This window comes from Kribbella sp. NPDC050470 (genome assembly GCF_044458365.1).
GTDB lineage: Bacteria > Actinomycetota > Actinomycetes > Propionibacteriales > Kribbellaceae > Kribbella.
Genome location: NZ_JBITHV010000015.1, coordinates 182,295 through 195,609, shown reverse-complemented (window position 1 = coordinate 195,609; position 13,315 = coordinate 182,295). Strand labels below are relative to the sequence as shown.

Sequence of the window (13,315 nt, the reverse complement as noted above, 5' to 3'; positions counted from 1 at the left end):
CATGTTGTAGCAAATTCCCTACATGGGAGTCGGTGAAACCGCGGCGGACGGTCGGGAGTGGTGTGTAATGGCGGGCGTGACGAGTGGGCAGGAGCCGGCGGGGGACGTCCGGCTGGGACGGGTCGGCAAGGGGCTGCGAGTGCTCGTGGCCGTGGTCGGGATCGGATTGCTGATCAACGGATCGGTCCGGGCGACGGATGACGCGTGGCCGTTCGGGCCGATGTCGCAGTACGCGATGTCCGTGCCCGACGACGCGTCGATCACCTACACCCGGATCAGCGCCCGGACCGACGCCGGCACGACGGTCGACGTACCGCTCAACATCGAGGGCGCCGGCGTGGCCCGGGCCGAGATCGAGGCGCGGACCGGGGAGATCGTGAAGGACCCGTCGCTGCTCCAGCAGGTCGCGGACGGGTGGGCGCGGAAGCACCCGGACGAGCCGAAGTACGTGAAGCTCGAGCTGATCCGGGACACCACTCAACTGGTCAAGGGCCGGGTCGAGGGCCCGCCGAAATCCGAGGTGCTGGCGACCTGGGAGGTACGGCGATGAGGGCGCTCAACTGGTTCACGCCTGCGATCGCGCTGGGGCGGATCGCCTGGTTGCGGACCGTCCTGTACCTGTTCGTCATCCTCGACATGCACGCGTTCGTCCGTGACACCCGGCTCAAGGGCGAGCACCCGGGCCTGTACCAGCCGTTGCTGCTGGCCCGGATCTTCGAACTGCCCAGGCCGTCGGTCACCAACACCACGATCCTGTACGTCGTCCTGATCGTGTTCTGCCTGATCGGCGCGACGAACCGCTTGCCCCGGATCTCCGGCTGGATCGTCGCGCCGGCGTTCACCTGGTGGGTGCTGATCGGGATGAGCGACGGGAAGGTCGACCACGACCACCTCGCCCTGGTGATCGCGCTCTGGGTGCTGCCGACGGTGGGGAAGGCGTCGTACGGCGACCAGACCCGGTCGGAGGCGGCCGGGTGGGCGGTCCGGTGCGTCCAGATCAGCGTGATCGCGACGTACTTCCTGTCCGCCGTCGCGAAGCTGCGGAGTGCCGGGTGGGCGCTGACGTGGCCGGGCAGCGCCGTACTGACGTGGGCGATCGTACGGCGGCCGCACCCGGTCGGAGAGTGGTTGCTGCATCACCCGTGGATGCTGCACCTCATGCAGTGGGTCGGGATCATCGCGGAGTTCCTGTCGCCGGTGATCCTCTGGCTGAAGGGGCGGTGGCAGCTGCTCGGGGTGCTGTTCTTCCTCGGGTTCCACGCGGCGAACACGGCGATCCTGCTGATCCACTTCCTGCCGACCGTGGTCTGCTGGCTGGCGTTCGCGCCGATGGAGCGGATCGTGCCCTGGTTCCGGCGCCGGCGGGACCGCAAGACGTCAGACGGCGACGCCGGAGAAGCGCTGGACGTCGAGACCGGGCAGGCGTCAGACGGCAACGCCGGAGAGGCCGAAGACCAGGCCGAAGAGGGCCGGCAGGCCAAGGAGCAGGCCGGCGCGTAGCCGGAACCGGCGGCCGCCGGGGCCGGGTGTCCGGACCACGCGGGACAGCACGGCGCCGGCGTACCCGAAGACCAGTGCGGCGAGCAGGATCTGCTTCGTCGGCAGGTCGTCGGCCTCGTGGTGGGTCAGCCCGAGCGTGACCAGCCCGGTGCAGCAGAACGCGCACATGCCGAACCCGAGCTCCGGCACCGGGATCCAGCGCCGGCCCAGCACGTCCCGCTCGGCGGGTCGCCGGCCGCGTAGCGACTGGGCGAACCGCGCCGTACCGAGGATCAGGTCGCTGGCACAGAGGATCGCGGCCACGATCAGCGCGGCGCGAAAGACTGTCTGCACCCGGGAAACGGTAGGCCCTGATCGGCGCAGTGTCCGCACCAGCACGTAACGTCTGCTTAACAGACGCGGGGCAGACTGTGTGAGGGGCCCTGAAGTATCCGGCGAGAGGTGGACTGATGGACAAGCAGCAGGAGTTCGTACTGCGCGCGCTCGAGGAGCGCGACGTACGCTTCGTGCGGCTCTGGTTCACCGACGTGCTCGGGTTCCTGAAGTCCGTGGCCGTGGCGCCGGCCGAGCTCGAGGGCGCGTTCGCCGAGGGCATCGGGTTCGACGGCTCCGCGATCGAGGGCTTCGCCCGGGTCACCGAGGCGGACATGCTGGCCAAGCCGGACCCGTCGACGTTCCAGATCCTGCCCTGGCGCGGCGAGACGATGGGCACCGCGCGGATGTTCTGCGACATCAACATGCCCGACGGCTCCGCGTCCTTCGCCGACCCGCGGTACGTGCTGAAGCGGACGCTGTCGAAGGCGGCCGACCTCGGCTTCACCTTCTACACCCACCCCGAGATCGAGTTCTACCTGTTCAAGTCGCTGACCGGCGAGCCCGGCACGAAGCTGGAGCCGGTGGACCAGTCCGGGTACTTCGACCACACCCCGCAAGGCATCGGCAACGACTTCCGCCGCGAGGCGATCACGATGCTGGAGTCGATGGGCATCTCGGTCGAGTTCAGCCACCACGAGGGCGGCCCCGGCCAGCAGGAGATCGACCTGCGGTACGCCGATGCCCTCACCACCGCCGACAACATCATGACCTTCCGGGTGGTCGTGAAGGAGGTGGCGCTGAGCCAGGGCATCTACGCGTCCTTCATGCCCAAGCCGCTGAGCGACCAGCCCGGGTCCGGCATGCACACCCACATGTCCCTGTTCGAGGGGGACCGGAACGCGTTCTTCGAAGGCGGGGCGCAGTACCAGCTGTCCAAGACCGGCCGGGCCTTCATCGCCGGCCTGCTGCACCACGCGGCCGAGATCACCGCGGTCACCAACCAGTGGGTCAACTCGTACAAGCGCCTCGCCGTCGGTGACGAGGCGCCGTCGTTCATCTCCTGGGGTCACAACAACCGGTCCGCGCTGGTCCGGGTCCCGATGTACAAGCCGCACAAGGGGCAGTCGTCGCGGGTCGAGTTCCGGTCGTTGGACTCGGCGACGAACCCTTATCTTGCTTTCGCGCTGATGCTGGCGGCGGGGCTGAAGGGGATCGAGGAAGGGTACGAGCTGCCGCGTGAGGTCGAGGACGACGTGTGGTCGCTGACGTCCCGCGAACGCAAGGCCCTCGGAATCAAGCCGCTACCCAGCAGCCTGGCCGAGGCGATCAGCGCCATGGAGGACAGCGAGCTGGTCGCGGAAACCCTCGGCGAACACGTCTTCGACTTCTTCCTCCGCAACAAGCGCGCCGAGTGGCAGGACTACCGCCGCCAGGTAACGCCGTTCGAACTCAACAAACTCCTGCCCGTCCTGTAGATCCAGCCCACGCGCGCTACTCAGCCGTTCCTCGTCGCCCCGCTCCTCGTCGCGGCCGCTACGCGCGCTCCCGCCGACCCCCCGGCTCACCGGTGCATCCTTTGCCTGGCTACCGCCGGCGAGTTCGCGGTGCTGCCGCCCCGGGTGTGCGGTGCTGCCGCTCCGCTGTGTGTGACGGCTGTCGCCGTCCACTTGCGGGCTTCCGCCTGCGGTCTGTGGGCCACGGCCGCTCGGCTATCGCCCACAGGCTGCCGCGACGGTTGCGGGCCTGTCGCCCGCGCTCCGCGTGCTGTCGGACAGCGTTCAGGCAATCGGCGTTTATCCGGCTGGGGGTCGGGGCCGAGGACAGCTTTTGGTTGGCGCGGACAGGAAATACCAGGTGCCAGCCCACCAGTACCTGTCCAAGCCCCCGATCCAGCTCGCCCACCTGAACAGTCACCCTGGGAGGACACCCACCGGCTGCCTACAAGGCCCACCTGTCCGTCTGCATCACCAAACCCAGCCGGCGGCACCCGGCAGCTCTTGCGCATCGCATCGCTTGAGTGGTTATCCGCCTGACTTGGGGGTTCTCCTCTCGTGTACCAGGGGAGAACCCTCGTGTCGGATGGATATCCCTTCCAGCGGCGGGACCGTCGCGTCGCTTCCGTCGAGGAGCGACCGCGTCGCAGCCATCGGCGCGACCGTCGCGTCGCTTCGGTCGGCAGGAGCGTCGCGTCGCTTCGGTCGGCGGGACCGTCGCGTTGCTTCGATCGGCGGGACCGCCGCGTCGCTTCCGTCTGTGGAGCTGTCGCGGTGGACGGCCTTCGGCTGGGAGCGGGGTGGGCGGAGGTGCGGGTGAGGAACCGGGGCTTGGCTGTGCCCGAGCTGCTGCTTGCCTAGCCCACAAGGACGTTGAGGATCTGCACAGGTTGTGGGGAAGTTAGGACGGGCAGGCCGGTGGTTACGGTGCTGATGATGGTGTCGGGGCCGGGAGGTTGGTCGCTTCGAGGACGAAGAAGAAGGCGCTGCCATTCCCGGCGTCGTTGCTTAGGGCAAGTACGCCGCGGGTGTACGACTCCTTGCCGGTGAGTTCCGGTGCGAACTTGTAGCCGGGCCGGCGCGCGTCGCACTCGAGGGTCGCCCGGGGGGCGCGATGGCGGCGACCAGCAGGACTGCGACAACCCGCTTCCAGCGACGCATGTCTCCGAAGGTAACACTGAGTAGGCAGAATGCGACAGAGTGTGTTCAGAGATCGACGAGTTGGTCGTCGGAGGCGTGCTTCGAGGTCCAGCGTGCGGCCGCGGTCGAGTGTCGGTACGGCGGGTCGATCGGGGGCGGCGGCGTGGGGACGGTGAAGTCCGCGAGGACCGAGACCGGAGCCGGGAGGATCGGCGAGCCGTCGGGCGCGAGAGCGTGCACCTCCTCGACCGTGAGCAGGCCGACCGGGCGGGTGCCTTCGGTGATCACCACCAGGCATCCGGGGATCACTTGTTGGGCGCGATTCCCCTTGGCCGGCACGAGAATCCCCTCGGCCGCGGTGCGCCAGGCGCCGGGGACGAACTCGCGTAACGCGATCCCGGCCTGGCCGTCGTCCGCCGTCCGTGGTGGGAGGTAGGCGGTGGCTGTGTAGTCGTAGTCGTAGTCCGGCTCAGGCGGACCCGACACTCGCCCGCCCTGCTGGGGCGTCAACCAGACCACCGTGCCCCGAACAGCGAGCGACCCCGTCATCATGACCATGGACAGCCATCATGCCGACTACTGAGCGAATTCGCTACACGACGCCGAGTATTCATCGCAATCTCCTCGCGATCTGTCCGAGATCTTGAGTGTCGCACCTAGGCCCTGTCTGCTGATCCCCCGCCTACTGCGCGGCGCGGGATCAGCAGACAGGACCGAGCCCGCAGACCGGGACATCGGGGGCTTGGATAGCCTGCGGGGGTGGCTGAGGCGCGCAGGGGCTCGTGGGAAGGCCGGCTCGTTCGGCTGGGGTTTGCGGATCCGCAGCGGGCCGGGTTGATGCTGGAGCAGTTGGACCAGTTGGAGTCGCACAGCCCGATGGCGACCGAGCCGCTGATCACCTCGCTGTCCGAGTCCGCCGACCCCGATCTCGCGCTGCACGGGTTGCTCGGACTGGCCGAGGCACTGCACCGCAACAAGTACGACGTCGCCGCGTTCGCCCGCACGTTGGAGATGGACGACGACTTCCGTCGCCGGCTCGTCTTCGTGCTCGGTGCGAGTGAGGCGCTCGGCCGGCACCTCGGCGTGCACCCACGGCACTGGTACGACCTGGCCGACCCGGCGCTGGCCGGCGTACGTCCGTCGGCCGAGGACGTCCGGGCCAAGCTCGCCAGCGCGGTCGACGCACCGAACCCGGTCGACGCGCTGCGGGTCGAGTACCGCCGGCTGCTGCTGCGGCTCGCCGCTCGTGATCTCGCCGAAGGGCTGCTCGTCGACGAGGTGGCCGCCGTACTGGCCGATCTCGCCGGAGGAGCGCTGGAGACCGCGCTGCACATCGCGCGCAACGAGTACTTCGCCGCGCACCCGGCCGCCGCCGAGTGCCGGCTGGCGGTCATTGCCATGGGCAAGTGCGGCGGCCGCGAGCTGAACTACGTCAGCGACGTCGACGTCCTGTTCGTCGCCGAGCCGCACGACGGTGAGCCCGAAGCGCCAGCGCTCAAGACCGCGACCCAGCTCGCTGCCGCCACGATGCGGATCTGCTCGGCGCACACCGCCGAGGGCACGCTCTGGCCGGTCGACGCCGCGCTGCGTCCGGAGGGCAAGTCCGGCCCGCTCGTCCGTACCCTCGAGAGCCACCTCGCGTACTACCAGCGCTGGGCCAAGACGTGGGAGTTCCAGGCCCTCCTCAAGGCCCGCCCAGTCGCGGGTGACGCGGAGCTCGGTCAGCGGTACGCCGAGAAGACAGCCGAGCTGGTGTGGTCGGCGGCGGATCGGCAGGGGTTCGTCGACGACGTGCAGGCGATGCGGCGGCGCGTGATCGACCACATTCCGGCCGCCGACGTCGATCGCCAACTCAAGCTCGGGCCTGGCGGTCTGCGGGACGTGGAGTTCGCCGTACAGCTGCTGCAACTCGTGCACGGCCGCAGCGACGAGTCGGTCCACAGCGGTACGACGCTCGTCGCGCTCGAGCAGCTCACCACGCACGGGTACGTCGGTCGCACCGACGGTGCCGTACTCGCGGATGCCTACCGCTTCCTGCGGTCGATGGAGCACCGCATCCAGCTGTACCGGCTTCGCCGTACGCATCAGGTCCCGGACAACGAAGCCGACCTGCGCAGGCTCGGGCGGTCGCTCGGCTTCACGAAGAACCCGGTCAAGGACCTGACCGCGGCCTGGAAGAAACATGCGCTCGAGGTGCGGCGCCTGCACGAGAAGCTGTTCTACCGGCCACTGCTCGCGGCCGTCGCGCGGATCCCCGGCGGCGAGGTGCGGCTGACGCCGGAGGCGGCCAAGCAGCGGCTGACTGCGCTCGGGTACGCCGATCCGTCGTCGGCGCTGCGGCACATCGAGGCGCTGTCCGAAGGAGTGTCCCGCCGGTCGTCGATCCAGAAGGCGTTGCTGCCGGCGATGCTCGGCTGGTTCGCCGAGTCGCCGGATCCGGACGCCGGGCTGCTCGCGTTCCGAACCATCTCGGACACGCTCGGGTCGACGCCGTGGTACCTGCGCCAGTTGCGTGACGAGGGCGCGTCCGCCGAGCGGCTCGCCCACCTGCTCGCGAGCGGCCGGTTCGCCGTCGACCTGTTGCAGCGGGCACCCGAAGCGACCGCGATGCTCGCCGACGAGCGGGAACTCGTCCCGCGGTCACAGGACAGTCTGCTGTCCGAGATGTCCGCGGCCGCGGGCCGCCAGGACCAGCCCGAGGCGGCGGTGGCTGCGATTCGTGCGGTCCGGCGGCGGGAGCTCTTCCGGGTCGCCGCGGCCGATCTGTCCGGGCTGCTCGACGTCGAGACAGTCGGTGCGGCGCTGACCACGATCTCGGTCGGAACGCTGACCACCGCGCTCGACGTGGCCCGGCGGGCGATCGCGAAGGGGGAGCCTGAGCCGACCCGGATGTCGATCGTCGCGATGGGGCGCTTCGGCGGGCATGAGCTCAGCTACGGCAGCGATGCGGACGTGATGTTCGTCCACGATCCGGTGCCGGGTGCCGACGAGAAGGCCGCGACCGATTTCGCCACCCAGACCGCCACCGAGTTGCGGCGGTTGCTGGCTCTGCCCGGTGCCGATCCGGCCGTTCAGGTCGACGCGGATCTGCGGCCGGAGGGTCGGCAGGGACCGTTGGTCCGGACGTTGGCCTCGTACGCGTCGTACTACGCGCGCTGGTCGGCGGTGTGGGAGGCGCAGGCGTTGCTGCGAGCCGATCCGCTGTGTGGAGATGCCGACCTGTGTGAGTCGTTCCGTGCGCTGATCGACCCGCTGCGCTACCCGGAGGACGGTGTCAGCGAGCGCGACGTCCTCGAGATCCGCCGGATCAAGGCGCGCGTGGACGCTGAACGCCTGCCGCGGGGCGCCGACCGGAGCACGCACACCAAGCTCGGTCGCGGCGGTCTGGCCGACATCGAGTGGACCGTCCAGCTGCTGCAGCTGCGCGAGGCCCACAACGTCCCCGCTCTGCGTACGACGCGCACCCTCGGCGCACTGCGGACCGCAGTCGAGGCCGGCCTGTTCCAGGCGACCGACGCCGAGACCCTGCGGATCGCGTGGGAGATGGCGACCCGGATCCGGAACGCGATCATGCTCGTCCGCGCCCGCCCCGGCGACTCGCTGCCCCGCGATCCCCGCGACCTCGCCGCGGTCGCCCAGATCTGCGGCTACCCGCCCGGCGAGACCAGCCGCTTCTCCGACGACTACCTGCGCATCACCCGCCGGGCCCACAACACCGTTGCCCACTTGTTCTGGGACGACTAATAGACTTCTGCTGGTGGAAGCGGTGGATCAGGTCAGGCAGGCGGGGGTTTTCAGCCACGTCCGGCGTAGCGTCCGGATGACGGTTGGGCAGCAGCGTGTCTGGGAGACGCACTGGCCGTCGCTGGGCCGCAAGCTCGAGGACCTGCCGCCGGGGCCGCTCGATCTGGACGAGTGGTTCGGGCGGGAAGCGCCTACCGTGCTCGAGATCGGCTCCGGGATGGGTGACGCGACCGCGCAGCTCGCGGTGGCGGCGCCGGAGGTGAACCATCTGGCCGCCGAGGTGTACCCGGCCGGCCTGGGCCAGCTGATGCTGTGGGTGGAGAAGTACGACCTCGACAACGTCCGGCTGCTGCAGGGTGACGCGCTGGACCTCCTCCGCGACCACGTCGAGCCTGGCGTGCTGGCCGGCGTACGGATCTACTTCCCGGACCCGTGGCCGAAGAAGCGGCACCACAAGCGCCGCCTGGTCACCCCGCCGTTCGTCGGGCTGGTCGCGTCCCGCCTGCAGCCCGGCGGAACGTTGCATCTGGCAACGGACTGGGCGGACTACGCGGACCGCATGCGCGAGGTGTGCGACGCGGAGCCGCTGCTGCGCAACCAGTACGACGGTTGGGCCCCGCGACCCGAGTGGCGCCCGATCACGAAGTTCGAGGCGCGCGCCCAGACCGAGGGCCGCGTGTGCCGCGACCTGCTCTACACCAAGGTCACGCCGACCGGCTCGTGAACGTCCACAGCCCGGCCGGCACCGTGTAGACGGTGTAGCCGTCCTCGTACGACGGCTCACCCACGAACGGAGCCGGTACGGCGCTCACGTCCGAAGCCGACGCGGACGGCACATGGACCTCGGCCGTCGTACCCACCGGGACCTGCACATCCAGCGACAGCACCCGGCTGACCTGCTTCCACGCCACCGAGACCCGGCCGCGGATCGTCTCGGTGCGGATCGCCGCCGAGCCGACCTGGTCGCGCGCGTCCGGCCGGACCAGGATCCGCTCCCAGCCCGCGTCGAGGTTGCGCAGGCCGGCGACGTTCTCGTACACCCACTGCACGACCGTGCCCTGGAAGTAGTGGTTCCGCGACCGCGAGTCCTCCTCCCACTTCTCCCACATCGTGTCCGCGCCCAGATCGAACCAGTAACCCCAGCTCGGGTACGTCCGCTGCAACGCGACCTTCGTCGCCGCATCGGCGTACCCGTACGCCGTCAGCACCGGCAGCAGGACGCCGACACCGAGGCAGCCGGTGTTGAGGTGGAAGCCACGCGCCTCGACGTCCGCGGCGAGGTTGGCCGCGACTCGCTCGGCCAGGTCCTCAGGCACGATGCCGAACGCCAGCGGCACCGCGTTGGACGTCTGCCGGTAGTCCGGGTCCTCACCCGACTTGTAGACCGCCGCCTCGCGATCCAGGAACGCGCGGTTGAGCCCGTCCTGCAGGTCGGTCGCAGCCTTCCGGTAGTCGTGCGGCCTGCCGATCAGGTCGCCGATCTCCGCGGCCGCGATCACCGCCCGGTAGAGGTACGCCGTACCCGTGAGCCGCCGGTCCTCCGGGGCCGGGCCGCTGCCGAAGCCGGGTGGGAGCCAGTCGCCGAGCACGCTGACGGACAGGCCGTCCTCGACCCGGTCGAGCTCCCAGGACAGGTAGCGGGTGAGCGAGTCCCAGTGCTCGCGCAGCAGGCGCTCGTCGCCGTACGAGCGGTAGAGCTCGCGGAGCAGGAACGGGTACACCGTCGGCCACTCGGTCGCGGGGGAGAGGTCGGTGAAACCCCAGCCGCTGGACGGGACGATCACCGGCAACTGCCCGGACTCGGCCTGGCTGTCGCGGATGTCGCCCAGCCACTTGGTGAAGAACCTCGCCAGGTCGAGCGACGCCAGCATCGTCGGCCCGCCCACCTGCGCGTCACCAGTCCACCCGTTCTTCTCCATGAACGGCGTGTCGGTCGGGATGCCGTGCAGGTTGTTCAGGATCGTCCGCCGCATCGCCCGGTCGAACTGCTCGTACGACGCCTGTGCCGAGGTGAACCGGGTCACCGTCCGCACGTCGGAGTGCACCTCCCGCATCCGCACGTCGGGTCGTTCGGACACGCCCTCGATCTGGACGTAGCGGAAGCCCTTGTAGGAGAACCGCGGCTCCCACTCCTCGACACCGTTCCCGGCCGCGATGTACTCGTCGCGCTGGATCCGGTCGCTCTCGACGTGCACGTTGACCGCCACCACGTTGCCGTCAGCAACCGTTTCGCCGTGGGTCAGGGTGATCACGGTGCCGGCCTCGGCGGTCACGGCGAGCTTGGTCCAGCCGGCCGTGGTTCGCCCGAAGTCGGCGATCCATACTCCGGGCCGGACCTCGGTGACGTCCACCGGGTCGACCGTCTCGATCACCCGGATCGGCTCGTGGGCCTGGGCGACGAGCTTGCCCTTCGGTGCGTCGACCACAGTGGCCGCTGCCCAGGTGGAGGCGTCGAAGGCTGCGGTGTCCCAGCCGGGGAGGGCGCGACGGGCGTCGTACGTCTCGCCGGTGTAGAGGTCGTCGGAGACGGTCGGGCCGGCGGTGACGTGCCAGGACTCGTCCGACACGACCTCGACGCTGCGGCCGTCGTCGTACTCGATCACCAGACGGGCGAGGAGTTGGGGCTCGGCCGTCCAGGGCGTCTGGTGCCAGCGCCAGGCGTTGGGTGTGGTCAGGCCGAAGAATCCACGGCCGAGCTCGGCGCCGACCATGTTGTCGCCGGACTGGACCAGTTCGGTGACGTCGTGGGTGACGTAGAGGACGGTGTGGTCGTAGTTGGTGAAGCCGGGATCGAGTACGGCGTCGCTCACCGGCCGGCCGTTGAGTCGCAGGTCCGCATACCCGAGGCCGCTCGCGTACAGCCGGGCTCGCGTCACTCTGCCGTCGGCGGTGAACGACTTGCGGAGCAGGTTGGCGCCGCCGATCCAGCGAGCGGCGCCGAAGCCCTCGTCGAGGAGCGCGGTCTCGAACCACTCGGGCTCGGCCCAGGCGCCCTCGCGGTCCTGGGAGTCCCAGAGGCGCACGGTCCAGTGATACCGAGTGCGAGGTGTCAGCGGCGAGCCGTCGTACTCGATGCCGAAGCTCCGGGACGACGGCTGCTTGCCGGAGTCCCAGACGTCGCCGAGCCCGGGCTCGGATCCGACCATGACCTGGTACGCCGACTGGGTCGCGCCGTACCCGGGAGCGGTGGCGATCCACCCGAACCGTGGCCGCCGGACATCGGTCCCCAGCGGACGAACGGCGTACTCGGTCTTGAGCGTTCCAGCACTCAACGGACCACCAGGTGTCCATCCGTCCGGCAGCTCGTGCATCAGGCGGCTCCTCAGGCTCGTCGATACCCCGAGGACCGTAGGCAGGTGCCCGCCGCGCTTTCAACATCCTGACCAGAACCGGACGACTGTCTCACAGAGAGAATTCTTGTCTCGGATCGTGAAACCTGAGCATCTTGCTCGACTTTGTCCGCTTTCATGGAGGCATGCAGGTCACCACGAACGCACCCGGCGACGCCCTGACGCGGCGCCGGCATGTCGACCTGCTCCGCGTGAACTCCGCTTGCTGTTGACCTTCGGCGCACCAACTCGGTCCCGTCCACCCAGTCCTCGCCCGAAGGAACAGTCCCGTGCGTCGTCTCATCCTGATCGCCCTGCTCGGTTCCGTTGCCCAGCTCGTCGACGGCACGCTCGGCATGGCCTACGGCGTCACCGCCACCACGGCCTTGCTGATCACCGGCATCACGCCTGCCGTCGCTTCCGCCTCTGTCCACCTCGCCGAAGTCGGCACCACGCTGGCCTCCGGTGTCTCGCACTGGCGGTTCGGCAACGTCGACTGGCGCGTGGTCGCGCTGATCGGTGTGCCCGGCGGTGTCGGTGCGTTCGCCGGCGCGACCTTCCTGTCCAGCCTCTCGACCGAGTCGGCCTCGCTGTGGGTCGCCGCACTGCTGCTCCTGCTCGGCGTCTACCTCCTGGTCCGGTTCGCCACCGGCAAGGTGCGGGCCGTGCTCGAGGGCCGGCCGGCCGGTAAGTTCCTCGGCCCGCTGGGCCTGGTGGCCGGGTTCATCGACGCCACCGGTGGCGGCGGCTGGGGGCCGGTCGCGACCTCGACGCTGCTGAGCAGCGGCAAGCTGGAGCCGCGCCGCACGGTCGGCTCCGTGAGCGCGGCCGAGTTCATCGTCTCGGTCGCCGCCAGCGTCGGCTTCCTGATCGGGCTCGGCAAGGAGAACCTGCCGCTCGGCATTGTCGCCGCGCTGCTGATCGGTGGTGTCCTCGCCGCACCGCTGGCCGCTTGGCTGGTCTCCCGGCTGGCGACTCGCTGGCTCGGCGTCGGCGTCGCCCTGGTGCTGGTCCTGACCAACGCCCGCACGCTGCTCAAGGGCATCGGCGTCGCCGAGAACACCCGCTACCTCGCGTACGGCGTCCTGATCGCCGGCTGGGCCGCAGTCGTCGCCTACAGCGTGCTCACCACCGGCCGCCGCGCCGACGTCCGCGCCGAGCGCGAACGCGAGCTCGAAACCGTCTGACCTGCGGGCGCGCGGGTTGACCGTCACCGCCCGCTGACCGGCCGGTGCCCGACCGATATCGGTTACGGCTTGGCCACTGGCTGCCCCGTAGGTGGGTGCGTTCGGCGGCGCGCCGTACTGTTGGAGCGTGGTTCGATTCCTGCCGTTCCTGATCAGCCTGGCGCTCAGCGTGTATGCGCTGTTCTCCTGCATCCAGACGCCCGACGAGGACGTGCCGCACCTGCCCAAGCTGGTGTGGATCGTCCTGATCGTGTTCGTCCCGTTCGTCGGGCCGATCGTGTGGCTGCTGATGCTGCGCAACCAGCTCGGCCGTCGCGATCGGGCCGCGCGGCAGCCGAAGCCGCCCACCCGCCCGGTCGCGCCGGACGACGATCCGGACTTCCTCAAGTCGCTGGACCGCTTCCGCGACCCGCGCACGACCGTGAAGCCACCCGAACCACCCAAGGACCCGGAGCCGGAGTCCTCGTCCGAGCCGGACGAGAAACCCGAGCCCAAGAAGCCTCCGAAGCCTCCGAAGCCGCAGCCCAAGAAGCCGCAGGACGAGAACACCACGTCGGAGCCCGACGACGGTAAGGCCTGAACTCTCGCGCAGGCCCTACCGGTTCCG

The 13,315-nt window shown here is 69.7% G+C and carries 11 protein-coding genes; 8 read left to right on the top strand and 3 right to left on the bottom strand.

Annotated elements, in window-relative coordinates; translation table 11 throughout:
• The first annotated feature begins 67 nt into the window (after positions 1 to 67).
• The gene (locus ACIBGM_RS39555; RefSeq protein WP_360521119.1) at positions 68 to 550 is read left to right on the top strand and encodes a hypothetical protein; all 483 of its coding nucleotides are present in this window, start codon (positions 68 to 70) and stop codon (positions 548 to 550) included.
• Positions 547 to 1,500: a hypothetical protein gene (locus tag ACIBGM_RS39550; protein WP_396388473.1), complete on the top strand. Its 954-nt coding sequence runs from the start codon at positions 547 to 549 to the stop codon at positions 1,498 to 1,500. Before ACIBGM_RS39555 ends, ACIBGM_RS39550 begins: the two co-directional genes overlap by 4 nt.
• On the opposite strand, the gene ACIBGM_RS39545 is transcribed toward ACIBGM_RS39550, so the two are convergent.
• On the bottom strand, positions 1,426 to 1,833 hold the full coding sequence (locus tag ACIBGM_RS39545; RefSeq protein ID WP_396388472.1) for a hypothetical protein: 408 nt from the start codon (positions 1,831 to 1,833) through the stop codon (positions 1,426 to 1,428). The genes ACIBGM_RS39550 and ACIBGM_RS39545 overlap by 75 nt on opposite strands.
• Before the next feature lie 116 nt (positions 1,834 to 1,949).
• On the opposite strand from ACIBGM_RS39545, the gene glnA reads away from it, so the two are divergent.
• Positions 1,950 to 3,290, top strand: a complete 1,341-nt coding sequence (gene glnA, locus ACIBGM_RS39540; protein ID WP_360520984.1) for a type I glutamate--ammonia ligase — start codon at positions 1,950 to 1,952, stop codon at positions 3,288 to 3,290.
• A gap of 1,224 nt (positions 3,291 to 4,514) precedes the next feature.
• On the opposite strand, the gene ACIBGM_RS39535 is transcribed toward glnA, so the two are convergent.
• Positions 4,515 to 5,006 (bottom strand): hypothetical protein, encoded by a 492-nt coding sequence (locus ACIBGM_RS39535; protein ID WP_396388471.1) that lies wholly within the window; start codon positions 5,004 to 5,006, stop codon positions 4,515 to 4,517.
• 279 nt (positions 5,007 to 5,285) lie between these two features.
• On the opposite strand from ACIBGM_RS39535, the gene ACIBGM_RS39530 reads away from it, so the two are divergent.
• Both ACIBGM_RS39530 and trmB read left to right on the top strand, forming a co-directional pair.
• Positions 5,286 to 8,192, top strand: coding sequence for a bifunctional [glutamine synthetase] adenylyltransferase/[glutamine synthetase]-adenylyl-L-tyrosine phosphorylase (locus ACIBGM_RS39530; RefSeq protein WP_396388488.1), 2,907 nt, complete (start codon positions 5,286 to 5,288; stop codon positions 8,190 to 8,192).
• A gap of 13 nt (positions 8,193 to 8,205) precedes the next feature.
• Complete coding sequence (trmB, locus tag ACIBGM_RS39525; protein ID WP_396388470.1) at positions 8,206 to 8,916, top strand: tRNA (guanosine(46)-N7)-methyltransferase TrmB; 711 nt, start codon at positions 8,206 to 8,208, stop codon at positions 8,914 to 8,916.
• Here the strand turns inward: trmB and ACIBGM_RS39520 are convergent.
• A complete protein-coding gene (locus ACIBGM_RS39520) occupies positions 8,897 to 11,503 on the bottom strand; it encodes a family 78 glycoside hydrolase catalytic domain (RefSeq protein WP_396388468.1) in 2,607 nt (868 codons plus the stop codon). The genes trmB and ACIBGM_RS39520 overlap by 20 nt on opposite strands.
• Before the next feature lie 164 nt (positions 11,504 to 11,667).
• Here ACIBGM_RS39520 and ACIBGM_RS39515 point away from each other — a divergent pair, with 164 nt between their 5' ends.
• From ACIBGM_RS39515 to ACIBGM_RS39505, 3 genes are all read left to right on the top strand, one after another.
• A complete protein-coding gene (locus tag ACIBGM_RS39515) occupies positions 11,668 to 11,754 on the top strand; it encodes a putative leader peptide (RefSeq protein ID WP_360521122.1) in 87 nt (28 codons plus the stop codon).
• Positions 11,755 to 11,811: 57 nt separating this feature from the next.
• Complete coding sequence (locus ACIBGM_RS39510; protein WP_396388467.1) at positions 11,812 to 12,708, top strand: sulfite exporter TauE/SafE family protein; 897 nt, start codon at positions 11,812 to 11,814, stop codon at positions 12,706 to 12,708.
• A 127-nt stretch (positions 12,709 to 12,835) separates the two neighbouring features.
• Positions 12,836 to 13,288, top strand: coding sequence for a PLD nuclease N-terminal domain-containing protein (locus ACIBGM_RS39505; protein WP_396388466.1), 453 nt, complete (start codon positions 12,836 to 12,838; stop codon positions 13,286 to 13,288).
• The last annotated feature ends 27 nt before the right edge of the window (positions 13,289 to 13,315 follow it).

Bases quoted from the DNA above. Each gene is read 5' to 3' on its own strand.
- ACIBGM_RS39555 (WP_360521119.1), top strand. From the start codon at position 68: ATGGCGGGCGTGACGAGTGGGCAGGAGCCGGCGGGGGACGTCCGGCTG.
- ACIBGM_RS39550 (WP_396388473.1), top strand. From the start codon at position 547: ATGAGGGCGCTCAACTGGTTCACGCCTGCGATCGCGCTGGGGCGGATC.
- glnA (WP_360520984.1), top strand. From the start codon at position 1,950: ATGGACAAGCAGCAGGAGTTCGTACTGCGCGCGCTCGAGGAGCGCGAC.
- ACIBGM_RS39535 (WP_396388471.1), bottom strand. From the start codon at position 5,006: ATGGTCATGATGACGGGGTCGCTCGCTGTTCGGGGCACGGTGGTCTGG.
- ACIBGM_RS39530 (WP_396388488.1), top strand. From the start codon at position 5,286: ATGCTGGAGCAGTTGGACCAGTTGGAGTCGCACAGCCCGATGGCGACC.
- ACIBGM_RS39520 (WP_396388468.1), bottom strand. From the start codon at position 11,503: ATGCACGAGCTGCCGGACGGATGGACACCTGGTGGTCCGTTGAGTGCT.
- ACIBGM_RS39515 (WP_360521122.1), top strand. From the start codon at position 11,668: ATGCAGGTCACCACGAACGCACCCGGCGACGCCCTGACGCGGCGCCGG.